General features: G+C 66.0%; 27 protein-coding genes, 1 rRNA gene and 6 pseudogenes. 3 read left to right on the top strand and 31 right to left on the bottom strand.

The window, feature by feature from the left end; translation table 11 throughout:
* Nucleotides 1-3 precede the first annotated feature (3 nt).
* The 4 genes from H8R18_RS03645 to H8R18_RS03630 all read right to left on the bottom strand — a co-directional run bounded on the left by H8R18_RS03645 (nucleotide 4) and on the right by H8R18_RS03630 (nucleotide 3497).
* Nucleotides 4-477, bottom strand: a complete 474-nt coding sequence (locus tag H8R18_RS03645) for an FtsX-like permease family protein (protein ID WP_194189386.1) — start codon at nucleotides 475-477, stop codon at nucleotides 4-6.
* The gene (locus tag H8R18_RS03640) at nucleotides 410-1057 is read right to left on the bottom strand and encodes a hypothetical protein (protein ID WP_194189385.1); all 648 of its coding nucleotides are present in this window, start codon (nucleotides 1055-1057) and stop codon (nucleotides 410-412) included. Before H8R18_RS03640 ends, H8R18_RS03645 begins: the two co-directional genes overlap by 68 nt.
* 80 nt (nucleotides 1058-1137) lie before the next feature.
* Nucleotides 1138-2751, bottom strand: coding sequence for an ABC-F family ATP-binding cassette domain-containing protein (locus H8R18_RS03635; RefSeq protein WP_191070766.1), 1614 nt, complete (start codon nucleotides 2749-2751; stop codon nucleotides 1138-1140).
* Nucleotides 2752-2774: 23 nt separating this feature from the next.
* On the bottom strand, nucleotides 2775-3497 hold the full coding sequence (locus H8R18_RS03630; RefSeq protein WP_191070765.1) for a UTRA domain-containing protein: 723 nt from the start codon (nucleotides 3495-3497) through the stop codon (nucleotides 2775-2777).
* Nucleotides 3498-3646: 149 nt separating this feature from the next.
* Here H8R18_RS03630 and treB point away from each other — a divergent pair, with 149 nt between their 5' ends.
* From treB to H8R18_RS09530, 3 genes and pseudogenes are all read left to right on the top strand, one after another.
* On the top strand, nucleotides 3647-4867 hold the full coding sequence (gene treB, locus H8R18_RS09190) for a PTS trehalose transporter subunit IIBC (RefSeq protein ID WP_227712874.1): 1221 nt from the start codon (nucleotides 3647-3649) through the stop codon (nucleotides 4865-4867).
* The gene (locus H8R18_RS09185; protein ID WP_227712873.1) at nucleotides 4858-5667 is read left to right on the top strand and encodes a PTS sugar transporter subunit IIA; all 810 of its coding nucleotides are present in this window, start codon (nucleotides 4858-4860) and stop codon (nucleotides 5665-5667) included. Before treB ends, H8R18_RS09185 begins: the two co-directional genes overlap by 10 nt.
* Nucleotides 5660-7320, top strand: a pseudogene (locus H8R18_RS09530) (alpha,alpha-phosphotrehalase). Before H8R18_RS09185 ends, H8R18_RS09530 begins: the two are co-directional and overlap by 8 nt.
* A 16-nt stretch (nucleotides 7321-7336) precedes the next feature.
* Here the strand turns inward: H8R18_RS09530 and H8R18_RS03615 are convergent.
* The 27 genes and pseudogenes from H8R18_RS03615 to rrf all read right to left on the bottom strand — a co-directional run bounded on the left by H8R18_RS03615 (nucleotide 7337) and on the right by rrf (nucleotide 26662).
* Nucleotides 7337-7741, bottom strand: coding sequence for a metal-sulfur cluster assembly factor (locus H8R18_RS03615; RefSeq protein WP_191070762.1), 405 nt, complete (start codon nucleotides 7739-7741; stop codon nucleotides 7337-7339).
* Nucleotides 7680-8204 (bottom strand): Fe-S cluster assembly sulfur transfer protein SufU, encoded by a 525-nt coding sequence (gene sufU / locus H8R18_RS03610; protein ID WP_194189384.1) that lies wholly within the window; start codon nucleotides 8202-8204, stop codon nucleotides 7680-7682. Before sufU ends, H8R18_RS03615 begins: the two co-directional genes overlap by 62 nt.
* Nucleotides 8205-8209: 5 nt before the next feature.
* Nucleotides 8210-9052 (bottom strand): aminotransferase class V-fold PLP-dependent enzyme, encoded by an 843-nt coding sequence (locus tag H8R18_RS03605; protein ID WP_227712872.1) that lies wholly within the window; start codon nucleotides 9050-9052, stop codon nucleotides 8210-8212.
* A gap of 131 nt (nucleotides 9053-9183) precedes the next feature.
* Nucleotides 9184-9488 (bottom strand): annotated as a pseudogene (locus H8R18_RS09175) (aminotransferase class V-fold PLP-dependent enzyme); the annotation flags it as partial.
* Nucleotides 9489-9500: 12 nt separating this feature from the next.
* A complete protein-coding gene (locus H8R18_RS09930; protein ID WP_227712871.1) occupies nucleotides 9501-9659 on the bottom strand; it encodes a hypothetical protein in 159 nt (52 codons plus the stop codon).
* Between the two features lie 131 nt (nucleotides 9660-9790).
* Nucleotides 9791-10132, bottom strand: a pseudogene (locus H8R18_RS09925) (ATP-binding cassette domain-containing protein); the annotation flags it as partial.
* Nucleotides 10133-10300: 168 nt separating this feature from the next.
* Complete coding sequence (locus tag H8R18_RS03595; RefSeq protein WP_265087398.1) at nucleotides 10301-10432, bottom strand: Rieske (2Fe-2S) protein; 132 nt, start codon at nucleotides 10430-10432, stop codon at nucleotides 10301-10303.
* Nucleotides 10433-10585: 153 nt separating this feature from the next.
* Complete coding sequence (gene sufD, locus H8R18_RS03590) at nucleotides 10586-11734, bottom strand: Fe-S cluster assembly protein SufD (RefSeq protein ID WP_227712870.1); 1149 nt, start codon at nucleotides 11732-11734, stop codon at nucleotides 10586-10588.
* Nucleotides 11734-13188, bottom strand: a complete 1455-nt coding sequence (sufB, locus tag H8R18_RS03585; protein WP_276529462.1) for a Fe-S cluster assembly protein SufB — start codon at nucleotides 13186-13188, stop codon at nucleotides 11734-11736. The genes sufD and sufB overlap by 1 nt, the downstream gene beginning before the upstream one ends.
* A gap of 30 nt (nucleotides 13189-13218) precedes the next feature.
* Nucleotides 13219-13910 (bottom strand): annotated as a pseudogene (locus H8R18_RS03580) (helix-turn-helix transcriptional regulator).
* Nucleotides 13911-14015: 105 nt separating this feature from the next.
* A complete protein-coding gene (locus tag H8R18_RS03575) occupies nucleotides 14016-14660 on the bottom strand; it encodes an NUDIX domain-containing protein (RefSeq protein WP_191070756.1) in 645 nt (214 codons plus the stop codon).
* Nucleotides 14661-14663: 3 nt separating this feature from the next.
* Entirely contained in the window at nucleotides 14664-15746 is a 1083-nt protein-coding gene (locus H8R18_RS03570) for a glycosyltransferase family 4 protein (RefSeq protein ID WP_191070755.1), read from the bottom strand.
* Nucleotides 15747-15767: 21 nt separating this feature from the next.
* Nucleotides 15768-16028, bottom strand: a complete 261-nt coding sequence (locus H8R18_RS03565) for a hypothetical protein (RefSeq protein ID WP_194189383.1) — start codon at nucleotides 16026-16028, stop codon at nucleotides 15768-15770.
* On the bottom strand, nucleotides 15976-16623 hold the full coding sequence (locus H8R18_RS09520; RefSeq protein WP_265087397.1) for an MATE family efflux transporter: 648 nt from the start codon (nucleotides 16621-16623) through the stop codon (nucleotides 15976-15978). Before H8R18_RS09520 ends, H8R18_RS03565 begins: the two co-directional genes overlap by 53 nt.
* Nucleotides 16624-16660: 37 nt before the next feature.
* Nucleotides 16661-16882, bottom strand: a pseudogene (locus tag H8R18_RS09920) (lipid II flippase MurJ); the annotation flags it as partial.
* Between the two features lie 103 nt (nucleotides 16883-16985).
* Nucleotides 16986-17345, bottom strand: a pseudogene (locus H8R18_RS09915) (MATE family efflux transporter); the annotation flags it as partial.
* On the bottom strand, nucleotides 17285-18172 hold the full coding sequence (locus H8R18_RS03555) for a hypothetical protein (protein WP_194189381.1): 888 nt from the start codon (nucleotides 18170-18172) through the stop codon (nucleotides 17285-17287). The pseudogene H8R18_RS09915 and the gene H8R18_RS03555, both read right to left, overlap by 61 nt.
* Nucleotides 18169-19083 carry a copper transporter gene (locus H8R18_RS03550; RefSeq protein WP_191070752.1) on the bottom strand — a complete coding sequence of 305 codons (915 nt, stop codon included), beginning with the start codon at nucleotides 19081-19083 and terminating at the stop codon, nucleotides 18169-18171. Before H8R18_RS03550 ends, H8R18_RS03555 begins: the two co-directional genes overlap by 4 nt.
* Nucleotides 19084-19100: 17 nt before the next feature.
* On the bottom strand, nucleotides 19101-20294 hold the full coding sequence (steA, locus tag H8R18_RS03545) for a putative cytokinetic ring protein SteA (protein ID WP_191070751.1): 1194 nt from the start codon (nucleotides 20292-20294) through the stop codon (nucleotides 19101-19103).
* A 7-nt stretch (nucleotides 20295-20301) separates the two neighbouring features.
* Entirely contained in the window at nucleotides 20302-21978 is a 1677-nt protein-coding gene (recN, locus tag H8R18_RS03540) for a DNA repair protein RecN (protein WP_191070750.1), read from the bottom strand.
* Nucleotides 21971-22813: an NAD kinase gene (locus H8R18_RS03535; protein ID WP_191070749.1), complete on the bottom strand. Its 843-nt coding sequence runs from the start codon at nucleotides 22811-22813 to the stop codon at nucleotides 21971-21973. Before H8R18_RS03535 ends, recN begins: the two co-directional genes overlap by 8 nt.
* Nucleotides 22810-23649, bottom strand: a complete 840-nt coding sequence (locus H8R18_RS03530; protein ID WP_191070748.1) for a TlyA family RNA methyltransferase — start codon at nucleotides 23647-23649, stop codon at nucleotides 22810-22812. The genes H8R18_RS03535 and H8R18_RS03530 overlap by 4 nt, the downstream gene beginning before the upstream one ends.
* Nucleotides 23649-23825, bottom strand: coding sequence for a hypothetical protein (locus H8R18_RS03525; protein ID WP_191070747.1), 177 nt, complete (start codon nucleotides 23823-23825; stop codon nucleotides 23649-23651). Before H8R18_RS03525 ends, H8R18_RS03530 begins: the two co-directional genes overlap by 1 nt.
* Entirely contained in the window at nucleotides 23822-24193 is a 372-nt protein-coding gene (locus H8R18_RS09155; protein WP_227712869.1) for a hypothetical protein, read from the bottom strand. The genes H8R18_RS03525 and H8R18_RS09155 overlap by 4 nt, the downstream gene beginning before the upstream one ends.
* The gene (locus H8R18_RS03520) at nucleotides 24190-25242 is read right to left on the bottom strand and encodes an HAD hydrolase-like protein (RefSeq protein WP_227712868.1); all 1053 of its coding nucleotides are present in this window, start codon (nucleotides 25240-25242) and stop codon (nucleotides 24190-24192) included. The genes H8R18_RS09155 and H8R18_RS03520 overlap by 4 nt, the downstream gene beginning before the upstream one ends.
* Entirely contained in the window at nucleotides 25218-26219 is a 1002-nt protein-coding gene (locus H8R18_RS03515) for a hypothetical protein (protein ID WP_194189380.1), read from the bottom strand. The genes H8R18_RS03520 and H8R18_RS03515 overlap by 25 nt, the downstream gene beginning before the upstream one ends.
* Before the next feature lie 326 nt (nucleotides 26220-26545).
* A 5S ribosomal RNA gene (gene rrf, locus H8R18_RS03510) occupies nucleotides 26546-26662 on the bottom strand.
* Nucleotides 26663-26763: the final 101 nt, after the last annotated feature.

Raw genomic sequence — 26763 nt, 5'->3', positions numbered from 1 at the left:
GTGCTACCCAATCGCCGTCATCGGATCAATCCGCGAAATCACGCGGATGGGGAACAGGCTGCCCAGCAGTGTGAACACGACGAACGCCGCGCTGAGAGCGGCGAAGAGCGGCCACGACACGGCAAAGGGCACGGCGCCCCGCAACGCGCCGCCACTGCCCAGCGCTGCCGCCGCCCCGAGGGCAACACCGCACAGGGATATCAGCAAGGTCTGTGCCGCACCGGCGCGGGCGATATAGCTCGTCGGCACCCCCTGGGCTTTCATCACCCCGAAAACATGGGACTTTTGCAGGGTGAGAACGTACATGAAGATCCCCAACACGAGCGACAAAATGACGATGAGGGCACCGATCATCAGGCTGAACGTCAAGTATTGGGCGCGATAGCCCGGGAGCTCATCGATGAAGTTGTCAACGGGAATGGTCTCGACGTCGACCCCACCAATTGTGCTCGGCAGGCCCGCGCCCGACTCCGACACGATGATGCTCGTGAGATCCCTGCCCTGGGGGCCGGCGATGTCGGCGATGTCGCTTCCCGCAACCATGACGGGGGGATGCCTGGAACCGAGCAGGCTCGGATACTCCGACGATGCGCGCCGTGGCTTCGGGCAGCTCAAGCCGGTCGCCAACGTGCCAGCCTGCACGCTCAAGCGTCGGATCGATGACGACTTCGCTCGCTTCGCGCCCCCACCGGCCCTTTTGCAGGTGCGGACGCAGCCGCTCATCGACACCGGCGATAAAGACGTTGATCCGCTCGCCGTCAGCCCCCTCGGAGCGATCGTCGATCGCGGCCGGCACAAAGGAGATCCCGGCGGCGTCCTCGGGCAGGCCCCTCAGCGCCGATGTTGACAGCCTCGAGGCCAGCGCCGACTTGTTGGCATCCTTAGCCAGGGTCACCGTCTTCGCCGACCACGTATCGATGACTTCCGTGTAAGACGAGGCCAACCCGAAGGCAAGCCCGGTGAGAAAGTACACGAGGTAGCTGACGAGAAAGACCACCAGGGTGATGGCGGCGTAGCGAGTCTTCTGATGGAGGATTTCCTTGATCGCGAGAAACACGACACTCCTTCGGGCAGACGAGAGCACCCTTCGTTGTGCTCACCTATTATTCCCGTCGAGCTCGCTTAGCGCGCGTTGTCCTAGGTCAGTGTGACGTAGTCCAAGTACTCCTCACTCCACAGATCCTCGTCGCCATCGGGCAGGATGAGCACGCGATCGGGGTCGAGCGCTTCGACCGCGCCGGGATCGTGGGTGACGAGCACGACGGCACCGGCGTAGGTTCGCAAGGCCTGAAGAATTTCCTCGCGGCTAGCCGGGTCGAGATTATTTGTCGGCTCATCGAGGAGCAGCACGTTGGCCGCTGACGTCACGAGCGTCGCTAACGCCAGGCGCGTCTTCTCGCCGCCTGACAGGACCGCTGCGGGCTTATCGGCGTCAGCGCCCGAGAACAGGAACTGCCCGAGAATGTTGCGCACATGGGTCTCATCGAGGTCGGGTGCCACCGCCGCGAGGTTGCCGTAAACCGAGCGCGTGTCGTCGAGGGTCTCGTGTTCCTGGGCGTAATAGCCCACCTTCAGCCCCACTCCCGCCACGATCGTGCCGGCGTCTGGCTGTTCGATCCCCATGAGCAGTCGCAGCAAAGTGGTCTTGCCGGCACCGTTCATGCCGAGAACGACGACCTTCGACCCGCGGTCGATGGCGAGGTCGACGCCGGCAAAAACCTCGAGAGAACCGTAGCTCTTGGCCAGTCCCTGCGCGCTGAGGGGGACCTTCCCACACGCCGCGGGCGTGGGAAACCTCAGCCGGGCAACCTTGTCCGGGCCGGTCTCGGGCTCGAGATCGTCCAGGAGCTCCTGGGCGCGGCGCAGCATCTGTTGGGCGGCAACGGCCTTGGTCGCCTTCGCCCGCATCTTCTCGCCCTGTAGGCGCAACGCCTCGGCCTTCTTCACGGCGTTGGCGCGCTCGCGGCGACGCCGCCGCTCGTCGTCGCTGCGCTGGCGCATGTAGGCGTCCCAGCCCATGTTGTACACGTCGAGACGCGCGCGGGTGGCATCGAGGTAGAGCACCTGATTGACGGTCTCGCGCAGCAGGTCGACGGAGTGGGAGATGATGAGGACGCCGCCGGAATAGGAGCGAATGAAGTCGCGCAGCCACACGATGGAGTCGTGATCGAGGTGGTTTGTCGGCTCGTCGAGCAGCAGCGTGTCGGCCCCGGAGAAGAGGCAGCGGGCGAGCTCGACGCGCCGCCGCTGACCGCCCGACAGGGTCGGCAACGGCTGAGCGAGCGTGGCCTCATCAAGACCGAGATTGGCGGCGATGTGGAGGGCCTCGGATTTCGCCGCCCAACCGCCGGCCTGCTCGAACTCGTGATCGACGCGCGCGTAGCGCTCCATCGCCTTGGCCAGGGCCTCCCCCTCGGAGGTGGCCATCGCCTCCTCGGCGCGCCGAATCCTCGCCGCCAGGGCATCGAGTCCGCGCACCGCCATGATGCGTTCGAGTCCGGTCTTCTCTGTTGCCCCCGTATCGGGGTTTTGTTCGAGGTAGGCCAGGGTACCGCGGCGGCTGAGCTGACCGTCGTGCTCGATGACCCCCTCGTCGTCGACGCGCCCGGCCAGCAGGGTCATCGTCGTCGTCTTCCCCGCACCGTTACGGCCAACGAAGCCGACCTTGTCGCCCTTATCGATACGAAACGACGCGTCGGCCACCAATACGCGAGCGCCGATACGGACGCTGAGGTGGGAAGCGGTGATCACAGCCCACCATCCTAGCCGCCCCGCTAAACGTTCTCGCGCACCGCTGTCGTGCGAAAGCAAAAGGAGTCGGGGTGGTGGCGCGACACCGTGTACTCGATGAGGTTGCCCAGGTGATCGAAGGTCTCGGAGGTGACGACGACAACGACACTGGCGTCGCCGAGGTCGAGCAACGACCGATCGCGCGAGGTCGCCGCCTCGACGGTGATGGAGCGCTTCGACAAGGCGACGCGCATACCCAGCGTGTGCTCAAGATGGCGATAGATCGAGTCTTCGGCGATCTCACCGGTGAGGCCCCCGACGAGGCTGAGAGAAAAGAACGAGGTATCGAGAATCAGCGCCGCCGAATCGATGATTCGCACTCGCTCGACACGGGTCAGAGTCTCCCCGGGGGCAAACCCGGAGCGCTCAGCCAGCGAGGGACTCGCGTGCACGGTCGTCAACGACACGACGCGGGTGCGCACGTCGCGCCCGTGGCGCTTCGTCACCTCGGCAAAAGACTCGATGCCCCCCAGCGCCAAATCGGGACGCGGGGTCGGCCGGTAGGCCACGCGCACACCCTTGCCGGGCACGGGCTGAACGTAGCCGCGCTCGTTGAGCATCCGCAGCGCCCGCCGCACCGTGTTATTCGAGCACGAGAAACGCTGCGTCAACTGGGCCTCTGAGGGCAGGTACTCACCGAAGGCCGGGGTTCCTTTTTCGAGGTCGGCGAGCAGGTCGGTGAAAATCTGATCGTAGCGTCGACGCATGGGGCCAAGTGTAGGACAGCCGAACGTGACAAACGCCACGAGGCGACTTATTCAAATAGCTACCCTCGCACCGCGCCGCGCTTTACGATCAACTTATTCACATAGGTTGCATCAATGGAGTGTGACCTCCCCGGTGAGAGGAGAACCCCATGGGGAAATTTCGCGATGACGCGCAGGCGCTCCTCGCGCTCGTCGGCGGCGCCGACAATATCAGCGCCGTCAGCCACTGCATGACGCGCATGCGTTTCGCCCTGGTCGACCCCAAGAAGGCCGATATCGACGGCATCGAGGACCTCCCCTCGGTCAAGGGCAGCTTCACGCAGGCCGGTCAGTTCCAGGTCATCATCGGTAACGCGGTCGCGGACTTCTACGCCGACTTCATCGACGTCTCCGGCGTGAGCGGCGGATCGAAGGACCAGGTCAAGGCTGCGGCGCGGTCGAACCAGAACGTCGCGCAAAAGGTCATGAGTAATCTCGGGGAGATCTTCGCCCCGATCATTCCCGCTTTTATCTGCGGCGGTCTCGTCCTCGGTTTCCGCAACGTCATCACCTCGGTGCCGATGTTCACCGAGGCCGGGGGCTTCTCGCTGGACGCCGGGACCCTCACGCCCGCCGACGTCTCCCAGTTCTGGGCCGGGATCGGTTCGTTCCTGTGGCTCATCGGTGAGGCCGTCTTCCACCTCCTGCCCGTGGGAATCTGCTGGTCGGTGACCCGCAAGATGGGCACCACCCAGATGCTCGGCATCGTCCTCGGCCTCACGCTCGTCTCGCCCCAGCTGCTCAACGGATTCGCGGTCGCCGATACCCCGGCCAAGGACATCCCCGTGTGGGACTTCGGTTTCGCGCAGGTGCAGATGATCGGCTACCAGGGGCAGGTCATCACGGCGATCCTCGCCGCCTTCGTGCTCGTTTACCTCGAGCGGGGCATCAAGCGGATCTGCCCGGAAGTCGTGTCGATGATCGTCGTGCCCGTCTTCTCGCTCGTCCCCGCCGTTTTCCTCGCCCACGTCATCGTCGGTCCTATCGGCTGGTGGATCGGCGACGCCATCGCGGCGGCGGTCTACGCGGGGCTCTTCTCCCCTCTCCGACTGCTGTTTGCCGCCCTATTCGGCTTCCTCTACGCCCCCGTCGTCATGACCGGGCTGCACCACATGACCAACGCCATCGACACCCAGCTCGTCACCGCCTACGGCGGCACGCTGTTGTGGCCGATGATTGCGCTGTCCAACATCGCCCAGGGGTCGGCGGTCCTCGCCATGTCCGTGCTGCAACGGCGCAACGAGCGCGCCCAGCAGGTCAACGTGCCCGCCTGCATCTCCTGCTATGCTATCTCGGCGTCACCGAGCCGGCGCTGTTCGGCGTGTCCCTGAAGTACAAGTTCCCCCTCATCTGCGGCATGATCGCCTCGGCCTGCGCGGCCATGTTCTCGGTTGGCTTCTCGGTCGAGGCGGCGAGCATCGGCGTCGGTGGCCTTCCCGGCATCTTGTCGATCAAGCCCCCGTTCTGGTTGGCCTTCGCCGGCGCCATGCTCATCTCCATCGGCGTGTCCTTCGCGCTGACCTACGTCATCGGTCGGCGCCGCCTCACCCCCACCCAGCGCACCGGCGCCGACCCGGCCGCTATCGCCACAGCCCCCGCCGGGGCCGCGACCAGCGCCGACTCCCCGGCCGAATCTCCCGTTGAGGACGGCTCCGTCACGCTGACCGCACCGGTGTCAGGCGCCGTGGTTCCCATTGAGGAGATGCCCGATGAGGTCTTCGCGAAGAAAACGCTCGGAGACGGCGGCGTCGCCATCACCCCGTCAACCGAGGACGTCCTCGCCCCCGCCGACGGCACGGTCCTCGTCACCATGGCCGACACCGGCCACGCCGTTGGCCTGACTCTCACCGATGGCACCCAGGTCCTCATCCACGTCGGCATCGACACCGTCGCCATGGGTGGGGAAGGCTTCACCTGCCATGTCGCGCGCAAGGATCGCGTCACGCGCGGCCAGCCGCTCATCAGCTTCGACCGCGCCGCGATCGCGAAGGCCGGCAAGTCCGACCAGGTCGCCGTCATCATCACCTCCGAGGGCGAAGCGGGTCCGCTCGACCTGCGCTCGGGCTTCGACGCCGTCGCCGGCGAAACGGTCATCGCGACGACCTCAAGCGAGGCGACGGTCGATGCCTGACTTCTCCTCGAGCGTCGTCTACCAGATCTACCCGCGCTCGTTTGCCGACACCACGGCAACGGGCACGGGAGATCTGCCCGGAGTGATCGGCAAGCTCGACTACCTCGCTGACCTCGGGGTCGACTACGTGTGGCTGACGCCTGTCTTTCCCTCGCCGGGGATCGACAACGGCTACGACGTCGCCGACTACTGCGCCATCGACCCCCAGTTTGGAACGTTGGACGACCTCGACCGACTCATCGCCGCCGGTCGCGAACGCGGAATCGGCGTCATCCTCGACATGGTGTTTAACCACACGTCGACGAGCCATCCGTGGTTCCGCCGCGCACTCGCGGGGGACCCCACATACCTGGACTACTACCACTTCGTCGAGGGCTCGCCCACCAAGCCCCCGACAAACTGGCAGTCCAAATTCGGGGACCTGCGTGGGAGTATGTGCCCAAGCTAAAGCGGTGGTACCTTCACCTGTTCGATCGCACCCAGGCCGACCTCAATTGGGATAACCCCGCCGTGCGTCGCGAGGTCGCCGAGGTCGTGCGATGGTGGAAGCGCCGCGGCGTCGCCGGTTTCCGCTTCGATGTCGTCAATCTCATTTCCAAGCCTGAGCACTGGATCAGCGACGATAGTGGCGACGGCCGCCGGTTCTATACCGACGGTCCCCACGTGCACGACTACATCGCCGAACTCGTGGATCGGGCGGGAATCGGTGAGGACCTCACCGTCGGCGAGATGAGCTCGACGAGTCTCGAGGAATGTGTGCGCTACTCCAACCCGCAGTCTCACGAGTTGGCGATGACCTTCAACTTCCACCACCTCAAGGTCGACTACGCCGACGGGGACAAGTGGGCGGTGTGCGCCCCCGATATTCCTCGCCTGCGCGAATTGCTGTCGACCTGGCAGCAGGGCATGGCTGCCGGCGGCGGGTGTCAGGCGCTGTTTTGGAACAATCACGACCAACCGCGTGCGCTCACCCGATTCGATACGACGGGCGGCGCCTACCGCGACCAGATCGCCCGCATGCTCGCCGTCGTCACCTTCACGATGCGCGGTGTTCCGTTTATCTACCAGGGTGATGAACTCGGGCTGCCCGATCCGTGCTACGGCTCGCTCAGCGACTATCGCGATGTTGAGTCGCTCAATTACGCGCGTATCCTGCGTGAGCGAGGCATGAGCGACGACGACATCCTCGCGGTTATTCAGGCGCGCTCACGCGACAACGGACGCGTGCCCGTGCCCTGGGACGACACCGCGACGTGCGGGTTTTCGGAGGCGACGCCGTGGCTGGCGATCCCACCGTCATTCCGCCAGCTCAACGCCGCCGCGGCCCGACGTGACCCAACCTCCCTGTGGCACCTCTACCGCGACCTCATCCGGTGGCGGAAGCGCCATCGAGTCCTCACCGAAGGGGACGTCCGATTCCTGCCCGTGCGTGATGCAGACGTCATCGCGTATGAGCGCACGCATGGAACACACAGAGTCGTCGTCGTCACCTCGTGGTGCGCGAGGCAGGCCACGGGAATTGATGCCGCCGAGGTGGACGACCTCAGCGAGATCACCGCGTGGGCAACTGCGCCACTCGCTGCCGTGACCGAGACCGTGGACCTGGCGCCCTACCAGGTCCGCGTCTTCGCCACGGCCTCGCTCCACCCCTAGCGCGGGCGGGTAGCGACTAGACGTTGAAGCCGAGGGCGCGCAGCTGGTCGCGCCCTTCCTCGGTGATGCGATCGGGTCCCCACGGCGGCATCCACACCCAGTTCACCCGGGCACTCGTCACCATTCCGGCGAGGATCGTCTGCACCTGGTTCTCGATGACGTCGGTGAGGGGGCATGCCGCGGATGTCAGCGTCATATCGAGGATGACCGAGCCGTCCTCGTTGAAAATGACGCCGTAGAGCAAGCCGAGATCGACGATGTTGATCCCGAGTTCGGGATCGATGACGTCGCGCAGAGCCTCGCGAACGTCTTCCTCGGTGATGCCTCCCGGCCCGGCTGCCGCCGGGGTCGAAGTCTGCTCACCCGGAACCTCGGCGAAGCGCTGAGGAACGGGGTCGGGGTCTGCCATCGGGTTCGTCACTTCTCCTCCTTCGCTCCCCCTCGGCGTGAACGAGGGCGTCACGCAGGGCCATCCATCCCAGCAAGGCGCATTTGACGCGGTTGGGGAACTGCGAGGTTCCCTGCAGACTCGCGGCATCGCCAAGCGTGTCGAGGATGTCGTCGTCAACGTCACCACCGCGCGAGTGCATCATTGTGGAAAAGGCCTCGTCGAGAGCGCGGATTTCCGCGGGAGTTTTGCCGTCAACGAGTTCGCACATCATCGACAGCGACGCCTGCGAGATCGAACATCCCTCGCCTTCCCACACGAGATCATCGATTGTCCCATCCGTGCCGAGGCTCAGCGCCAGCGTCACCTCGTCGCCGCACGTGGGGTTCACCTGGTGCGACGAATTCGTCGCCGTGTCCGGGATCGTGCCGCTGCCCGTGCGAGCCTGGGCGTGATCGAGAATGATCTGTTGATAAAGCTGGTCAAGCGAATGCACGATGCCTACCTTATAAAGAACTGGCGAACCTGCTCGAGGCCGCGAGCCAATCGGTCGATCTCGTCCACCGTTGTCGTCAGCGAGGCCGAGGCCCGCGCCGAGGCGCGCACCCCAAAGAAACGATGCAGAGGAATCGCGCAGTGGTGGCCGACGCGGATGGCCACGTCCGTGGCGTCGAGAACCTGGCCGATGTCGTGGGGGTGGACGTCGCCGAGGGTGAACGCCGCGACGGCAACCCGATCGCGAGTGTGCGCCGGTCCCAACAGGCGCACCCCATCGATGGCCGAGATCGCGTCGATGAGCGCCTCGGTAATGTGCCGCTCGTGCGCAGCCACGCGCTCCATCCCGATGCCGCTGAGAAACTCGACGGCTGCCTTCCAGCCGGCGATTTGGGCGACGGGCTGCGTTCCCGCCTCGAACTTCAGCGGTGGATCCTGATACGTCGTCGTCTCCATCGCCACGTCGGCAACCATCGATCCCCCGACGAGTGCCGGCGGAAGCGCCTCGGCGACCTCGCGACGTACGTACAACGCCCCGATGCCCGTCGGACCGCACATCTTGTGCGCCGACAGTGCGGCGACGTCGACGTCGAGAGCATGCAGGTCGAGCGGCACGTGAGCCGCAGACTGGCACGTGTCGAGGACGACGAGAGCGCCGACGTTGCGAGCGGCGGCGACGATCGGTAACCGGCGAGAACGCCCCCGTGACGTTGGACAGGTGGGTAAAGGCGACGACCGCCGTATTCGGCGTGATGACGTCGAGCGTGTCGAGGTCGATGCGACGTCTGGGGTGAGGTCGAGCCAGGCAAACTCCGCTCCCACCCGCGCAGCCAGCCGCTGCCAGGGCACGAGATTCGCGTGGTGTTCCGCAGTGTGACGACGATCCGAGCGCCCTCGCCCAGCTGGTAGGCCCCGTGCTTGGCCAGCGTGGCGTCAAGCAGCGAATAGGCAACGACGTTAAACGCCTCGGTCGCGTTTTTCGTCCACGCGATCTCATCCGGGTCGGCCCCGACGAAGCCGGCTACTGCGGCGCGGGCGTCTTCGTAGATCGCTGACGCCTCGTCGGCAAGCACGTGAGTGCCCCGTTGACCGCGCCGTTGGAGCGGGCGTAGAAGTCCGCCTCAGCATCGATGACGACCCGAGGCTTTTGCGACGTCGCCGAGGCATCGAGATAGGTAATGGGCGAGCCGGCGCGCCCGGTACGCGCCAGCAGCGGAAACTCGCTGCGCAGGTGCGCCACCTCGTCCGCTGACAGGGGTATGGCCGGGCGCGTCGACTCGCTCATCGTGTCTCCTCGCTACGCCTCGATGTACTTGTCGTAACCGTCGCGCTCGAGCATCTCGGCCAGCTCGGGGCCACCCGATTCGACGACGCGACCACGGGCGAAGACGTGGACGTAGTCGGGCTTGATGTAGTTGAGGATGCGCGTGTAGTGGGTGATGGCATGACGCCGCACCCAACCTGGTCGTGCACGTGGTTGACGCCCTCGGACACGACGCGCAGAGCGTCGATGTCGAGACCCGAGTCGGTCTCGTCGAGGACGGCGAACTTGGGGTGCAGCAGCTGCATCTGGAGGATCTCCAGGCGCTTCTTCTCACCGCCCGAGAAGCCGGCGTTCAAGTCGCGCTCGGCAAATGCCGGGTCGACGCGCAGCTGCTCCATCGCTTCCTTCATTTTCACCCACGACGCAGCGCCGGGGCCTTGCCGTCGATCGCCGTGCGCGCCGTGCGCAGGAAGTTCGACACGGTGACGCCGGGGACCTCCACGGGGTACTGCATGGCGAGGAACAGACCGGCCTTCGCGCGTTCGTCGGGCTGCCCTCGAGGATGTTGTGGCCGTCCAGGAGGACTTCGCCGCCCTCGATCTCGTAGGAGGGGTGCCGGCGATCGCGTAGGCCATCGTCGACTTTCCGGACCCGTTGGGTCCCATGATCGCGTGGATCTCGCCGTCCTTGATCTCGAGGTTGACGCCGTGGAGGATTCTTCGGGCCGTCTTGGGTCTCGACCGAGACTTCCAGGTCCTTAATTTCCAGACTCGACATATCGATAGGTTCCTTACGCTTGAGTTGGGTGATCGACGTCGACGAGGACGCGGTCCTCATCGATCGATAACGGATATACGGGGGGTGCGTCGCCGGCAGCGTGGGCGTGCCGGTGTGAGGTCGAAGCGCGCCGAGTGTCCCCAACACTCGATGCTGCCGTCTTCGACCTCACCCTCGGACAACAGCACGTCGCCGTGGGTGCACCGATCGCCGATCGCGTGCCACGTACCGTCCGAGTCACGGCGATGGCGACGGCCACGTCAGTGGCATCGGCGGTGCTCAGCGTCACGATAGGGCCTCGGCCGGGCCGATGTCAGCTGTTGAGCAGGCGTGCTGAAAGCTCACAGATTGCCCCCCGCTTCGAGTTCCGCATCGACCGCATCCAGCAGCCGCTGCTCGACGTGGGGAATCTCGATCTGATGGATGAGCTCGGCAAAGAACCCGTGGACGACGAGCTTGCGGGCCGTCGATTCATCCATGCCGCGGCTCATGAGGTAGAACAGCTGTTCATCGTCGAATCGACCGGTCGCCGAGGCGTGACCGGCTCCCTCGATATCGCCGTTCTCGATCTCGAGGTTCGGCACCGAGTCGGCTTTCGCCCCCTCGTTGAGAACGAGGTTGCGGTTGAGCTCGTAGGAGTCCGTGCCGAAGGCGCCGGAGCCGATGAGGACGTCGCCGATCCACACCGCGTGGGCACGCTGCCCCTGGAGGGCACCCTTGTACGTCACGCGCGAGCGGCAATTGCGCAGGTCGTGGTCGACGTAGAGCCGGTGCTCGTGGTGCTGATCGGTGTCGGTGAAGTACAGGCCGAGCATCTCGACCTCAGCCCCCTCGCCCACGAAGTTGACGTCGGGGGTCAGGCGCACGGTCTCGCCGCCGAGCGTGACGACGACGTGCTTGAGCTTCGCCCCGCCACCGATGTTCATCCGGTGCGCGCACGCGTGCACGGCTTCGGCGTCCCATTCCTGCAAGGAAACGAGCTCGAGCGACGCGTTCTCGCCGACGTTGACCTCGACGGTGCCATTCATGACGAGCGAGCCGGTGTGTTCGAGGATGATCTGGGCCGACGCGTCGGCGGCAACGTCGATGACGAGGTGGCTAGCCTGCGGAGCACCGCGCTGCGCACCGGCATAGCGCACGTAGATGGGCTCGTCCACCTGCGCGCCTCGAGGAACCGTGAGGACACATGCGCGCTCGAACGTGTTCCACGCGACGACGCTCGTGCGATCGCCGGGGGCCTGGACGCGACCCAGCCGCTCATCGCCGCGCTCAACCTCTTCGACTGTGACCGCGTCAGGTCCCTCGACCGTCGGCAGGACGGTTCCGCCGTAGGTCGCGGGATCAAACAGGTCGCGCACCCGCTCGATCGGGGTAAAACGCCAATCCTCTTCTCGTCCGGTCGGAACCGGCAGATCGGCTAGTTCGAAGGAACTGGCGCGATCGGCGCGCGAGGACGCAGCCTTGTCCTGGGTGATGGAGATCTCGGACACTAGCCCACCGATCCTTCCATTTGCAGTTCGATGAGACGGTTGAGTTCGAGGGCGTACTCCATGGGGAGCTCGCGCGCGATCGGCTCGACGAAGCCACGCACGATCATCGCCATCGCCTCGGTCTCGGTCATGCCGCGGCTCATGAGGTAGAACAGCTGATCCTCGCTGACCTTCGACACCGTCGCCTCGTGTCCCATTTCGACGTCGTCGGTGCGCACGTCGACGTAGGGGTAGGTATCGGTACGCGAGATCTGGTCGACGAGCAGGGCGTCGCAGACCACGGACGACTTCGAGTGGCGCGCTTCCTCGTTGACCTGGACGAGACCACGGTACGACGAACGCCCGCCGTTGCGCGAAATGGACTTCGACACGATCGATGAGGAAGTACGCGGAGCCATGTGGATCATCTTGGCGCCCGTGTCCTGGTGCTGGCCCTCGCCGGCGAACGCGATCGACAGCGCCTCACCACGCGCGTGGGGACCCGTCAGGTACACCGAGGGGTACTTCATGTTCATCTTCGAGCCGATGTTGCCATCGATCCACTCCATCGTCGCGCCCTCGGCGCACACGGCGCGCTGGGTGACGAGGTTGTAGACGTTGTTCGACCAGTTTTGGACGGTCGTGTAGCGGCAGCGGGCTCCCTTGTTGACGAAGATCTCGACGATGGCCGCGTGAAGGGAGTCGGTCGAGTAGATCGGCGCCGTGCAGCCCTCGACGTAGTGGACGTAGGAGTCCTCGTCGCAAATGATGAGGGTGCGCTCGAACTGCCCCATGTTCTCGGTGTTAATCCGGAAGTAGGCCTGCAGCGGGATCTCGACGTGGACGCCCTTGGGGACGTAGATGAACGATCCACCCGACCACACGGCCGTATTCAGCGCGGCGAACTTGTTGTCACCGGCGGGAACGGCCCGGCCAAAGTATTCCTGGAACAGCTCGGGGTGTTCCTTCAGCGCGGTATCGGTGTCGAGGAAGACGACGCCCTGACGCTCGAGATCCTCGTGAATCTGGTTGTAGACGACCTCGGATTCGTACTGCGCGGCCACCCCGGCGACCAGTCGATTGCGTTCCGCCTCGGGAATTCCCAGGCGGTCGTACGTGTTGCGGATTTCCTCAGGCAGGGCCTCCCACGTGTTCGACACCTTGTCCGTCGAGCGCACGAAGTACTTGATCGACTCCATGTCGAGGTTCGACAGGTCCGGCCCCCACGTCGGCATGGGCTTGCGATCAAAGACAGTCAGTGCCTTGAGGCGACGCTTGAGCATCCATTCGGGCTCGTTCTTTTGAGCCGAGATGGAACGAACGATGTCCTCGTTGAGACCACGCTGAGCGGCCTCGCCGGCGGCATCGGAGTCGTGCCAGCCGTAATCGTAGGTCGTTCCGATCGAGTCGATGATCTGCTGGTCGGCACGTTCCTTTTCTTCGGACGTCGCCATAACCGGCGGAGACGATGTCATCTATTTTCCTTCCTGATACATCCGCACGCCCTAGCGCTCCTGATGGGAATGGCGCCTGCGGGGTGTCGGTAAGGCGACGGGAACCGACGTCGTACAGACGTGGTCACCGTCGGCCAACGTGGCGAGACGCTGCACGTGCACGTCGAGCAGACGCGCAAATGCCGCGGTCTCGGCTTCACACAGCTGGGGAAATTCCCCGGCCACATCGCGCACGGGGCAATGCCCCTGGCACAGTTGAATGACGAATCCGCCATCGCCGACGTCACGGATCGTCGCGGCGTATCCATCCGCCGTCAACGCGTCCGCGAGCGCGAGCGCCGCGCGCGCGGATCGGGCCCGGCGTCGCGCACGAGCGGGGCATAGCGCCGCTCGATGACGCGCGAGCGCGCGGCGGCAAACGAATCGACGGCTTCGTCGCCGGCAATCTGGGCGATGTAGCCCATGGCTTTGCGCGCGAGGTCGGAATAGCCGTCAGACAGGCCCGTGTGTCCCTTGCCCGTGGCGACGTAGTGACGGGCAGGGCGGCCGCGTTTGCGCGGCTTGGTCGATGCCTGGCCCTCGTAGACGGCGATCATCCCGTCGTCCTCCAGCGAGGTGATGTGTCGGCGCACGGCCGCCGTCGTCAGGCCGAGGATCTTCGCCATGACGGCGGCGGTGACGGGGCCTTTTTCGATGACCAGATCGAGGACCGCTTGGCGGGTGGGTTCGGACTCGCTCACGATCCCTCCTTGCTGCGCGTCATGTCCTCGGCGTGTGGTCGCTCACCACTCTAAACCCAATTTGGCAACGACGCACTTAAGTAAATACGCGTCGCCGGGTGGGGACTCTCACACGGCGTCACCCGGCATCGCGCGATCGGCCTGCCACGGCGCATCGGCGGGCCGCAGCCCGACGAATCCAGACGTGATTGCGTGAGCGGTCGTGAGGACTCCGACGAGCAGAGACGGGTTGTGCACGTGCCCGCTCAAGATAGCCTCGATGACCTCGGCCAGGGGCACGAAGCGGCATTCCATGTCGGCCTCCTCTCCCTCACGTACGAAGCCCTCGGCGGCGGTCTCGTACAGGTCACGAGCCAGGAAGATCCGCAGCGCTTCGCTCGTGCACCCGGGCGAGGTATAGAAATCGGCGAGCGTGTCCCACCGGCGGGCGCCGAGCCCCGCTTCTTCGGCCAGTTCGCGCTGAGCCGCTTTCACGAGCGATTCATCGGGAACGTCGGTGAGGCCGGCCGGAACCTCCCACAGCCGCATGCCGACGGGGTGGCGGTACTGGTTGACGAGGCAGATCTCGGGTCCGTTCTCGCCCTCGGCGAGCGCGACGATGGCGACGGCTCCCGGGTGATGGATGTAATCGCGGGTAAGCGGCTCGGCTGTGTCGTCGAGAGAGATCTCGTCGGAGCGGAACGAGAAGACCGCACCGCGGTAGATCGTCGCGCTCTTCTTCACCTCGGCGTCCTGAACAGTGTCGCGGATCATCAGTCACTCCTGCCCTGGGTGTGCGCCTGCGGGTGCATCAGTGTCCGGGCGGCCCGCATATATCCGCTCGAGTTGGGCGTAGACGTCTGCTGGTCTCGGCAGCCTCGTCGCCCTCGAGCGTGCGAGCTGTCGCAGCCGCGCCTGGCCTTCCTCGTCACCCATGAGTGTGGAGAGAGTTCGGGCGAGGGCGTGGGCATCGGTGGCCACGATCTCGCCCGCGTTGCCGAGAACCTCTCGCGTCCCGCCGACGTCGGTAGCGACGATGGCGCATCCGGCGGCGAGCGCTTCTTGAACGGCGACAGGTTGGCCTTCGGAGCGCGATGTCTGGACAAAGACCGTGCACCGCATGAGCCGGGAGGCGACGTCGTCGCAGTGTCCATCGAGATGGACGGGCGCGCCACTGCGCGCAATCGCGTCCTCGGTTTCGGCTCGCAGGGGACCGTCGCCGCAAATGTGCCACGCATGGTGGCATCCCGAGGCCGCGAGCAAAGCAGAGGCTTCGACCGCCAGATCGATCCCTTTTTGCGGGGCGAGGCGGGCGATCGTGAGGATCTCGCGATCCGCGCGAGCGATCCCCGCCGCGCGGGCGCGCTCGATACGCCCGTCGCTCACGCTCGGCGGCGGCACGAGGGCACGCTCGACGCGGCGAGCGCCGCAACCGCGAGCGCGCTCCCCCAACGCCTCCGACACAGTCAAGACCACCGCGGCTCGGCGAGCGACGACGTGCATCATGACCTCACTCACGCGCGAGCGCCCGTCGCCACCCGGCACGGAATGCCACGTCGAGACGAGCCGGACCCGACGAGGCAGCGCGAGCGCGGCGACGAACGACGAGCGGATGCCGTGGGCGTGCACGACGTCAGCGCCGCGGGCAACGCGGCGGAGCCGACGCAGTGCCGTCACTAGTTCAGCCCCCGGACGATCGCCAATCTCGACGTCGATGCGGCGAATCGAATCAGCCGCCCGGAAACTCGCCGGAGCCGCCAAGATGACGTCGTTGCCGGCATCGCGGGTGAGTTCGACGACCTGGCGCACGTGCGCAGCCATGCCCCCCTCGGCGCTTCCAACGACTTCAACGATCCGCATGTATACCTCCCTAGTCGCCGCCTACAGCGCCTTCGCACGCAGCGCCCGCACGAGACCGGGACCGCAAATAACGGCGGTGACGACGATACCGATGAGTGAGCGCGCGAGCGCGGCGATGAGCGACGACGAATCGCCGACGAGCAGGTGTTGGAGTCCCCAGGCCAGGGGAATGACGATGACGGCGGCGACAAGACATAGCGCGCAGGTACGGCCAAAGGACGACAGCGCGTCAGGCCGCTGGCGCGCAAGGTAAAAGAGAAGAATCCCCGCGCCGAGGATCATGCCCACGGACTGGGCCAGGCCGAGGCTCACCATCGTCGTCACCTCGCGGCTGGCCGCGCCCTCGCTGAACCGGGCGCGCGACGAACGAGCCAACACCGACCACGATCCAGCCGGTTGACGTTCCCACGACGACCGCGCGCGATGCCGATAGGGCGTAGAGCACCCGCGTGAGGTGGTAGATGAGCGCATACGCGGCCAGGCCCGGGGCCATGGCCAGCAGCCCCTCACGCATTCCCGGCACGGGGTTGATCGTCGCGAATACGTCTTCGGCGGCACGGGCCTGCGTGGCCAGCAGCACCCCCCCGGCGAATCCGAAGGAAGCGACGAGACCTGTCGAGTGCCGGCACCACGCGGCAAAACATGCGGGGTCATCGAGAGTTTTGGCTAACCGCGGGAACATCGCCGTCGCGATCGGCACCGCGCCGACGGCGTAGGGCAGCAGGTAGACGGCTTGCGAATACTGGTACACCGGCAACGTTCCCGGGCCGCCATAGCGACGGGCGACGAGGAGCACGACGAGGACGGCGATCTGTTGGGCGACCAATCCGATGACGCGCGGCGCCTCCGAGGCCAAGCGCGCGACGAACGTCCGCACGTGGCAATTGCAATCCGGGACGCAGGCGAACGCCCAGTCGCGCGACGGGAAGGAACAGCGGCACGCTCAGCATGGCCACGCCCAGCGTCGTGCCCCACCCGAGCACCATGACCTGTGGCGTCGTCACCTGCATGACCTCGTGGTGGCCGCCGCTGAGCCACCCAAAAAGCGCATAGGTGGCGATGACGCTGATGGACGACAGCAGCGGGACGAGTGCCGGCCACAGGAATTTCTCGTGAGCCTGGAGCGTCCCCGTCAGGACGGCACAGATTCCGTAAAGGGGGATCTGGGCACTGAAGATCGCGCAGAAACGTCGTGATGAGTTCGACTTGAGCCTCGGGATTCGCTCCGGCAGGTGTCGGCATGGCGTGCCCGATGATCGGCGCGATCGCCCAGACGATAAGGGCCAGAGGCACCAAGATGATGAGGACCCACGTGAGCAGGACCGAGGCGATGTGATCGGCTCGTGCCCGCTCTCCCCGGCCCAGAGGCTGGGCAATGAGAGGGATCGTCATCCCGGCGAGCGCTCCCCCAACGGCCACTTCATAGGCGACGTTGGGAATTTGGTTCGCTGAGGCGTAAGCGTTGGCGAATTCGCCGGTGCCACACCACGCCGACTGAGCGAACCAGCGAACGAAGCCGACGACGCGTGCCGATAGGGTCAGCACCGAAATGAGGCCGGCGGCCCCCACGAGGGGGCCGAGGACGGCGCGCTTAGGCATCCGCGCGGCGTCCCAGAGAATCGAGGTGACGCAGGAGCGGGGTGGCTTCGATGACGCGCGCGAGAACGAGATCTTCTCAGAGGCGACCATGGCGGCCACGGCGATGCCGGCCGCGCACACTCGCGCGCCGGAGGCAGCGCCGCCGCCGTCGCGACGCCGATCGTCGCCCCCAGGGCGTTCGCACCGGTGTCTCCGAGCATCTCGCGCTCATCGAGGTCGCCGGGCAGCTGCGCGACACTGATCGCGAGCGTACCCGCCGCGAGCGCACCACCGGCGTCATCGCGTCGCGCCAACCCGGCGGCGACGATTGCGGCCGTCTTGAGCGCGCGACCGGGGCGCAGATCGAGAAGATTGGCGACGTTGGCCGAGGACGCGATGAGGATCGTGTCGATGGTCCAGTCAAGCACCGAACCGTTGCCGCGCCGGCGTGCCAGCGCGACGGCCGCCGCGGCTGCTCCCGCGCCGATACCGAGGATCTTGAGCGCTCCCGTCGTCACCTCGCCACGTGCGAGCGCCCCCAGATGCCCGGCAAATCCTTTGGCCGCGCCGGGGTCCGTCTCAGTGTCGTCGACGTAGCCGAGAACGCCGCCGGCACCGGCAGCCACCAGCTGGGCGGCACCGACGTGACCGGAGATGAGGGCGGTCGGTATCCCCAGCGCGGTGAGACCCGCGGCGGTGACGACCCCGCCCTCCAGCGATACCGTGCGCCCGGCATAATTCTGCCGCTCCCACTCGAGGTGCGGCCCCTCAAGGTGAATGCGCTTGCTCACCAGTCGTCGGGCCACAAGCGCGCCGGCGACGCCGTAGAGAACGTGTCGTGCGCTCACGACGCTGCCACCTCCGGCACCAGCTGGGTCGCACCAACGCCCGTACCAAATGCCGCCGGTTTGCCCGCTCGCGCGGCCGCCAAGCCGAGGATAGCGCTGACCCGGCCTCGCGAGGTCGAGATGGAATCGGTGGTCGCCACACTGACGGAGGCATGACGCACGAGCGAGACGAAGTCCTTGTCACTCGTCGCGTCGCCGGCAACCAGTCCGGACCCGTCGAGGGCACCGATGACGCGCGTCGTCGAGCGGATCATCGTCTCATCCTTGCCTTCAGCGGTGTCTTGGCCGAGATCCGCGTGGGTGGCCGTCACCAAGACGACCGCCTGAGCCGGCTCCGAGCCGCTGATCGTCACCAGTTTCCCGTCCTCGCTGCCGAGCAGGTCACGTAGGACCGTTGTGTTGTCGTCCTTTGTCGTCATCGCCCGCACCAAGGCGGTCGACAAGACGTCCGCGTCTGAGCTCGTCGCCGAGACAGCGTCGCCGAGGTAGCCGCTGGCACGCTTGGCCACCGCCGAGCGAGTCGCGGCGCCGTCCTCGCTGAACCACGCGGGCTCGAGCTGGGCCGTCACCGTGACCTTGGCGCCTGCGGCCCCGAGCAGTCGGGAAATGTCGTCAACCGCGCTGTCGGATGCATCGGACGTGCGCACGAGCGCGACGGGAACATCGCTGAGGGTGCCCGCGACCGTGTGTGCCGAGGTTCCCTCGATGAATTCCTGGCCCTGCGTCACCGCTTTGTCCAACCGCGCGTTGGTGTCGGTGAGTTCGCTTTGACGCTCGGCAAGCTTGTCAACCTGTCCGGTCAGTGTGTCCGACAGCGGCCCCTGAAGGGGTCCCGCTCCGAGAATCACCCCGATGGTGAGGGCGACAAGGACCGCCATCAGCGACACCAGGTGGTAACGAAAGTCGATCACGTCTGTACAACCTCTCCTTAGGTCCCCGAAGGCGACAGCCCGATGAGGCTACGCAGGAACGACAAGAAACTCGATAGGTAGATGTCGAGGACGCCGAAAAGCGCCTGGCCGGCCGGGGTGACCGCAAGCGCCGTGATGATGGCGATAATGCCGATGAGAACGAATAGGCCGGCCTGCTTCGTCGAGATGCGCGGCTGATACAGCTGCGACACGCCCTTGGCGTCAACGAGCTTCGAGCCGACGCGCAGGCGCGTGAGGAAGGTCGAGGCCATGCCGGCGCGGCCCTTGTCGAGGAATTCGACGAGCGTCGCGTGCGTGCCGAGCGCAACGATGATCTTTGCTCCGAGCTCGTCGGCCATGAGCATGGCAACGTCCTCGGACGTCCCCGTCGCCGGGAACAGGACGTAGTCGATGCCTTTGTCGTCCAAACGAATGGTTCCCGGTGCCCGCCCATCGCGGTAGGCGTGAACGACGATTTCTGCCCCGCACCGCAGGGCGCGATCCGACACGGAGTCCATGTCGCCAATAATCATGTCGGGGGTCAAGCCCTCATCGAGGATCGCATCAGCCCCACCGTCGACCCCGATGAGCAGGGGCCGGTATTCGCGAATATAGGCCTTGAGCGACTGTAGGTCCTCTTTGAAGTGGTATCCCCGTACGACGATGAGGGCGTGGCGATCCTGGAAGACGGTCTTGACGTGCGGTACGCCGACGCCGTCAAGGAGGAGATCGCGTTCGCGGCGCAGATACTCCATCGTGTTCGCCGCAAAGGCCTCGATCTGAACGGACAGGCCGGCGCGGGCCTCCTCGAGGTTAGTCTCGATCGTGGCCTCGGTCTGTCGGGTGCCCTCGGCGATGAGGTCTCCCGATTCGTTATAGACCGCATCGCCCTCAATGCGGATCTTGTCGAATTCCTTCAACGCCATGATGTCGGTGCCGAGGTCGTCGATGAGGGTGATCCCCGCATCCACGATGATCGACGGCCCCATGTTCGGGTAACGCCCGCTCGTCGAGCGCGCCGCATTCAGCACCGCCGCCGGCTGACACGCGACGAGTGCCTCGGCCGCTACTCTGTCGATGTCTGAGTGGTTGATGACAGCGACGTCGCCGGCTTCTAGGCGTCGAGTGAGGTTCTTGGTTTTTCGGTCCACGCGAACGCGCTGATCGGCACCCGCGCTCGCCGAGGAATCTTCTCGCCTAAACACACTCACCCCGCAATTATGCCATTACGCGCGAGGACAGGAGTTCGGCCGCGTGGGCACGCGCCACGTCCGAGTCCGTCTCACCCGAGAGCATCCGGGCGATCTCACCGACACGCTCGTCTCCGGTGACGTCGCGTAGGCTCGTCGTCGTTCCCGTTCGAGTGACGACGAGATGCGTCGAGGCGTAGGCCGCGACCTGGGCGAGATGGGTCACGACAATCACCTGATAGCGCTCGGCCAAACGCGCGAGGCGCGATCCGACAGCACTGGCCGTCGCCCCGCCGATACCGGCATCAACCTCGTCAAAAATCAGCGTGGGGCGACCAACGGGGTCGCGACGATCGATGAGGGCGGCCTCGAGCGCCAGCATGATTCGCGACAATTCACCACCGGATGCCCCCGATCCCAGCGGCCGCACTCGCCCCTCCGGGTCGGTCAACCCGAAGTTCACCTCGTCACCACCCGCTGCCGTGAGGTTTCCCGGCGCGACCTCGATGACGAATCCCGCACCGGTCATGGCTAGCGAGGCCAGCTCATCGGTAACGTCATCGACAAGCTCGCTGGCGATGGCGCGGCGCGATTGCGTCAGCTCAGCGGCAACGGTTTCGAGCCGCTCGCGCGCGTCGCGTTCGGCCTGGTCGTACGCCTCGACCGAGTGATCGGGATCAGCCAGCTGTGCCACTCGCTCTCGCGCCCGCGTCCCCCACTCCAGGAAATCGGACACGTCCGTCGCGTAGGGCGCAAGCCCGCGCCGCAAATCCGCGAGCCGCTGCTGTTTGGCCTCCAACAGCCGCGGGTCTGCCGACAGATCGTCGAGGTACGAGGCCAGGGATGTCGCGACATCTTGGAGGACGAGGGCCGAGGAGCGCAGCGAGGCCGCATATTCGCCCAGCTCCGCGTCGAGGTCACTCACGCGCTCGAGGCCGCGTTGGGCCTCACCCAAGACGCTCAAGCAGTCCGCGCCCATGTCGCCGGGATCCGACAGGGCCGCGTGCGCCGTCGTCGCGGCGATGCGCAGGTCTTCGACGTTGGCCAGCCGGTCGATCTCGCCGACCAGCACATCATCTTCGCCCGGCGCGGGGTCGAGGTCGTGAAGAACATCGAGGCCCGCCTGTAGCGCCGCCATTTCGCGCTCGCGATCGGCCTCGCTCGCACGTGCCTGCTCAGCAGCTTCTCGCGCCGCCGACCAGTCCCGCCACGCCTGGCGATAGGTCTGCACAAGTCGAGCGTGCTCAGCGTCGCCGGCATCGTCGAGGAGTCGGCGCTGTTCGCCGGCCGATCGCAGCGCCAGCTGGTCGGTTTGGCCGTGCACAGTCACGAGGTGTGCACCGACCTCGGCCAGGATCCCCGCCGGAACGGAGCGGCCACCGGCTACCGCGCGCGAACGTCCCTGCCGCGGCACCGTGCGCCCGAGGATCACCTCGTCGTCATCCGTGTACCCACCCGCCGAGGCGACGACCTCGTGCGCGGGCCCGCCCGCCGGCTCGGTGAACACGCCGTCGACGCCACATACGTCCTCGCCGTGGCGTACGTGCCCGGTGTCGGCCTTCTTGCCCATGAGCAGGCCAATCGACGTCAGCACCATCGTCTTGCCGGCCCCCGTCTCGCCCGTGAGAACGGTCAACCCCGGGCCGGGCCGAAGGTGGGCGTGTTCGATGACGCCGAGATTACGGATATCGATGTCCTCAATCATCGGCGTGCATCCTCCATCCCTTGATCGGCAAATCGAACTTGCGCACGAGCCGACCCGAGAACGGCACATCCGAGACGTGGGCCAGGCGCACGGGCGTGCGCGACTTCGTCGACCGGATCGTCGAACCGGGTCCCCCGGTCAGCCGGCGTCGCCCGTCGCACCACACCTCCACTCCCGACGGCTGGTCGGGAAGGACGAAGACCTCGAGGACGGACGACGGCGAAATGACGAGGGGACGCGTGAACAGACCGTGAGCCGACACCGGCGCCATGACGACCGCCTCGACGTCGGGCCACACGATCGGGCCGCCCGCCGAGAAGGAATAGGCCGTCGAACCTGTCGGCGTGGCGACGATGACGCCGTCGGCGCCGTAGGTCGAGATTCCGCGCCCGTCGATACCGACTCCGAGGTGGGCAGGCTGGGCGCGCATGAGGGACAAGATGGCCGCCTCATTGAACGCCCAGTCCATACTGTGTGTCCCGTCAGATCGGGTCAGCGTGACGTCGAGGGCCATCCGGGTGGACACGTCGTAGGAGCGATGAGCAATCGCGTCGATGACGCTGCCGAGAGCATCGGCATCGACATCGGTGAGGAAGCCCATGTGTCCGAAGTTCACCCCGAGCAGGGGCACATCGCGCGCACGCGCCTTTTCCGCGGCCGCAAGCATCGTCCCGTCTCCGCCCAGAGCGAGGACCAGTTCGATCGGGGACGTCGTATCGTCGGGCCCAACGCACGCGACGCCGGCACGCTCGAGATGGGTCGTGACGGTTTCGGCGTAGGTCGCGGCCTCGGGCCGCCTCACGTGGCTGAGGATCATCACGCACCGCGTTGTCATAGACGCTCCCCGCCTCCCGCCGGTCCGTCTTTCACCGCCGCCGCGATCATATCGCCCAGATCGTCCGCCGACGTCGCCGTCGTGGCCGATCCCTTCACGAGGTGGAGGAAATACTCGACGTTTCCCGCCGGTCCCGGCAGCGGTGACGGGGCAGCATGGGCGACGGTGAGTCCGAGCGAACACGCACACGTTGCCACCCGCGTGACCGTGGCAATGTGATCGGCTGGATCGCGCACCACGCCCCCGGCGCCCAGCCGGTCCTTCCCGATCTCGAATTGCGGCTTCACCATGACGATGAGGTCGGCCTGCTGCGTGCACACGTTCACCAGGGGTGCCAGCACGAGGGTCAGCGAGATAAAGGAGAGGTCGGAGACAACGAGGCTCGGCCGCGGGTCGAAGTCCTCGGGGGTGAGCAGGCGGACGTTCGTCCGGTCGCGAACGTCAACCCGCGTATCTGACGCCAATCGCCAGGCCAGCTGCCCGTATCCCACGTCAACGGCGTAAACCTTGGCCGCCGAGTGTCGCAGCAACACGTCGGTGAATCCGCCGGCAGACGCGCCGGCATCCAGGCATATCCGTCCCTCAATATGCGGCGCCGCAGCGCCCAGATAGTCGAGCGCACCCGCCAACTTGTAACCGCCGCGCGAGGCAAAGTCGGGATCGGTCGTCTCGGCGACGACGATGGCCTGCGCCGGATCGATCTGGCGCGCAGGTTTGCTCGCGACCTGCCCGTCGACGCTGACCCTCCCGGCGTTGATCAGCTGCGAGGCACGCGTGCGCGACGGGGCTAGATTTCGGCGCACCATCTCGGAATCAAGTCGCCGCAACCGCCCCATCAGCGTGCCGCCTCGAAATCCGCGCTCAGTTCCGCGTGGATTCTCGTCAATGCCGCGATGAGCGCGTCCACGTCGCCGTCCTCCACGTCCTCGAGCACGCCGACCCGATCGATCGGCTGGCCCGTGGGCGCGGAGGGGGCGAACATGTGCTCGCTCGGACGCGGCGCCTCACTCATTGATCGGCGCTCTCCTCGGCATCGCGTCCTTCTTCCTCGACGGCCTCAGAGCTGTCATCGCGGTTCTCGGCCGGTTCAGGCTCCCGATCGACTACCGTGCTATCGCCATCGCTCTCGGCAGCCGTCCCCTCGACCGTATCTTCGACGTCGGGGTAAGCCTCAACGACGGTGATCTCGGCCGGAAGATCGACATACGTGCCGTTGTCGCGCGCTTCCCACACCGCCGCGATAAACGCGCGGTAGTCGGGAAGATCGAGGACGAGGGCATCCGTGCTCAGCGCATCGCCGTCACGCAGCACGTGGCCCTCGTGATCGACACGGAATCCCGCGGATCCTCCGCTGGTCCATTCCTTGGTCGGATTCTTCACCGCACCGGGATGCGGCTGCCCGAGCGCGCGAAGATCGAGACCCAGAAATCCGGGCGCTCCTCGCGCTCCGCTAAGGCGACATCGCGCGCATTCGAAACCCCCGTGAGCACGTGCAGCGACCGGTAGCCGGCGGCCCGTGCACCGCGAATATCGGTATTCAGCCGGTCCCCCACCGCGAGGGGGTGGGATGCGCCGGCGCGTTCGACGGGACGGCGGTAGATGCTCGCGAAGGGCTTACCTCCCGCATACGGCTTAACGCCAGTCGCATTCGAGACGCAGGCGACGAGTGACCCGTTACCAATGGCGAAGCCACGTTCAGTGGGCAGCGTCGCATCGAGATTTGTCGCCACATAGGCCGCGCCCGCGTTAATCGCATAGGTCGCTTCGCTCATCTTCACCCAGTCGACGTCGGGAGCATAACCCTGAATGACCGCGGCCGGCTTGTCATCAGCCGATGTCACGATCGTGAAACCGGCCGCTTCAACGGCCTCGTGGACGCCCTCGCCACCGACGATGAGGACCTTCGCCGCCGGCGGCAGCTTGTCCTTCAGGATCTCGACGCCGTCGAGCGCCGCCGTCATAATCTCGTCGGGCTGGGCCGAAATCGAGAAGGTCGCGAGGTGATCGACAACAGCCTGCGGTGTGCGCGACGCGTTGTTCGTGACGAACGCAAGGGCTGTGCCGGCATCGCGGACAGCTTGCAGTCCGTCGCGCGCATGCTCGATCGGGTTCGTTCCCATGTAACACACCCCGTCGAGATCGACCATGACGAGGTCATGAGCCTCGACGAGCGGGCGGCGCGAGCCGTGAAGGTCAGACGCCACGTAGGTTGTGTCTGCCTCGGCGACCTCTTCGAGATCGACGATCGTCACGGCCTCGGGAAGCACCGGCGCCGAAGCGCGGACCTCATCGGCCTCATCCTCGCGGCCCAGTTCCATCAGGACATCAGCCTTGACCGACAGCAGCCGCGCGAGCGCTTCGTCGTCCTCAAGTGAGTGAGCATCCAAAAAATCGTCGATGACGATCAGCGCCGCGTCATGCTGCTCCATGTCGGCACGCGCCCCGCCGCGACGATCGCGAGTTCGGCGAGCTCGAACTCGTCCATTCCCGACGTATCGGTGTCGGCAATAATGTCGAGCGCCTTCTCCGGTTTACCCAGGCCCCGTTCGCAATCCGCCTCGACAGCGCGCAGAACGTCGGAGCCCGACAGCCGACGAGCCGTGCGAACCTCGCGCAGCGCTTCGGTGTATTTGCCACAGGCGTACGCAGCTAGCGCCGCGGCCTCGCGGACTTCGCCGATGCGCGAGGCTCGCGAGACCGCCGCCTGTGCATGACGGTAGGCAGCCTCGGCATCGACGTCGAGCAGCGAGCCCGCCATAACGAGGTGCTTGGCGACGCGCTCGGCGTTATCTGGATTCAGCGGAGCCAGCGCGTCGAGCACGCGGGTGTCGAGATCCTTCGGGTTGACCTTGTCCGGCAAGCGCGGTTCACGTTCCCGCGTCTTGTCGCGATCGCGGTCTCGGCGATCCCACGAGCGGCCCCCACGGCCCGACCGATCACTCCGGTCATGGCGCGGCGACCAGTCCCGATCGCGGCGGTCCCCCCGCCCGCGACCGCGGAAATTGTCGTCGCGGCGACCACGACCCTCAGATTTCCACCCGCCACCATCGCGGCGCGAGCGATCCCGATCGTTACCGTCCCAGCGCCGTTGCGAACTCCGATCACCATCGGTACGGTCCCACCGTCGGGTTGACCGCCGGTCGCCCTCGCTGCGGTCGCGTCCGTCACGCCGATCCCCAAAGCGGCGCTGCCCACCGCCACCGGTGCGACCACCGCGACGATCGTCGCGATCGCCACGGTTCCAGCGCTCATCACGACCGCTACCCCGACGCTCCCCGCGGCCGCCGTCCGAGTAGCTCCGGCCGCCGCGGCCCTCGCCACCCTTGGCCCGACGCTTACGCCACTGCGGCTCGCGCCCGAAAGAGTTGTCATCCCGCGAGCCGCGGTGATCTGAATACTCGCTCACGCTCATCCTTATTCATTGTCCGATTACCGTGACCAGCGTACCCGAGGCGTGGCCCCGAGTTCACGTGGGGCGAGCTAGCTGTGGACGCCTGTCAATGCCCCACGAGCACAGGCCCCTCGTTTTGTTGGGTGTCGCCCCGGCTTCATCTCCCCCCCCGCGTGTCTCATACATCTCGACGCGTGTGTTGTCGTCATGTGTGTTGACGTGGTGTGTGTTCGTGTGTGTGTTGTCGTGATGTGTGTTGATGCATGTCCGTGCCGCCCTGTGTCACCACCACGCACACGCGGGCATAAAAATATGGGTGGTGGGTTGTGGTGGGTCATGTCGTGTGGCAGCGTCTTAGTCTCCCACACCCGCAAAGGTGCAGTACCATCAGCGCTGGCAGGCTTAGCTACCGGGTTCGGAAAGGGACCGGGCGTAACACTACCGCTATGACCACCACACAACACAACCACCACAACCCACCACCCACACGCAACCACCCACACACACGCGCGAGACAGTCACGAAAACTAGGGCAGCGGACCACAAGGGCCGCAACACC

This window comes from Nanchangia anserum (assembly GCF_015240065.1).
GTDB classification, from domain to species: domain Bacteria; phylum Actinomycetota; class Actinomycetes; order Actinomycetales; family Actinomycetaceae; genus Nanchangia; species Nanchangia anserum.
The sequence above is the reverse complement of the archived record's forward strand: the minus strand, read 5'-3'. Positions and strand labels throughout refer to the sequence as shown.

Bases quoted from the DNA above. Each gene is read 5' to 3' on its own strand.
- H8R18_RS03630 (WP_191070765.1), bottom strand. From the start codon at position 3,497: ATGCGTCGACGCTACGATCAGATTTTCACCGACCTGCTCGCCGACCTC.
- treB (WP_227712874.1), top strand. From the start codon at position 3,647: ATGGGGAAATTTCGCGATGACGCGCAGGCGCTCCTCGCGCTCGTCGGC.
- sufB (WP_276529462.1), bottom strand. From the start codon at position 13,188: ATGACATCGTCTCCGCCGGTTATGGCGACGTCCGAAGAAAAGGAACGT.
- H8R18_RS03575 (WP_191070756.1), bottom strand. From the start codon at position 14,660: ATGATCCGCGACACTGTTCAGGACGCCGAGGTGAAGAAGAGCGCGACG.
- H8R18_RS03570 (WP_191070755.1), bottom strand. From the start codon at position 15,746: ATGCGGATCGTTGAAGTCGTTGGAAGCGCCGAGGGGGGCATGGCTGCG.
- H8R18_RS03565 (WP_194189383.1), bottom strand. From the start codon at position 16,028: ATGATCCTCGGCGCGGGGATTCTTCTCTTTTACCTTGCGCGCCAGCGG.
- recN (WP_191070750.1), bottom strand. From the start codon at position 21,978: ATGATTGAGGACATCGATATCCGTAATCTCGGCGTCATCGAACACGCC.
- H8R18_RS03535 (WP_191070749.1), bottom strand. From the start codon at position 22,813: ATGACAACGCGGTGCGTGATGATCCTCAGCCACGTGAGGCGGCCCGAG.
- H8R18_RS03530 (WP_191070748.1), bottom strand. From the start codon at position 23,649: ATGGGGCGGTTGCGGCGACTTGATTCCGAGATGGTGCGCCGAAATCTA.
- H8R18_RS03525 (WP_191070747.1), bottom strand. From the start codon at position 23,825: ATGAGTGAGGCGCCGCGTCCGAGCGAGCACATGTTCGCCCCCTCCGCG.
- H8R18_RS03520 (WP_227712868.1), bottom strand. From the start codon at position 25,242: ATGGAGCAGCATGACGCGGCGCTGATCGTCATCGACGATTTTTTGGAT.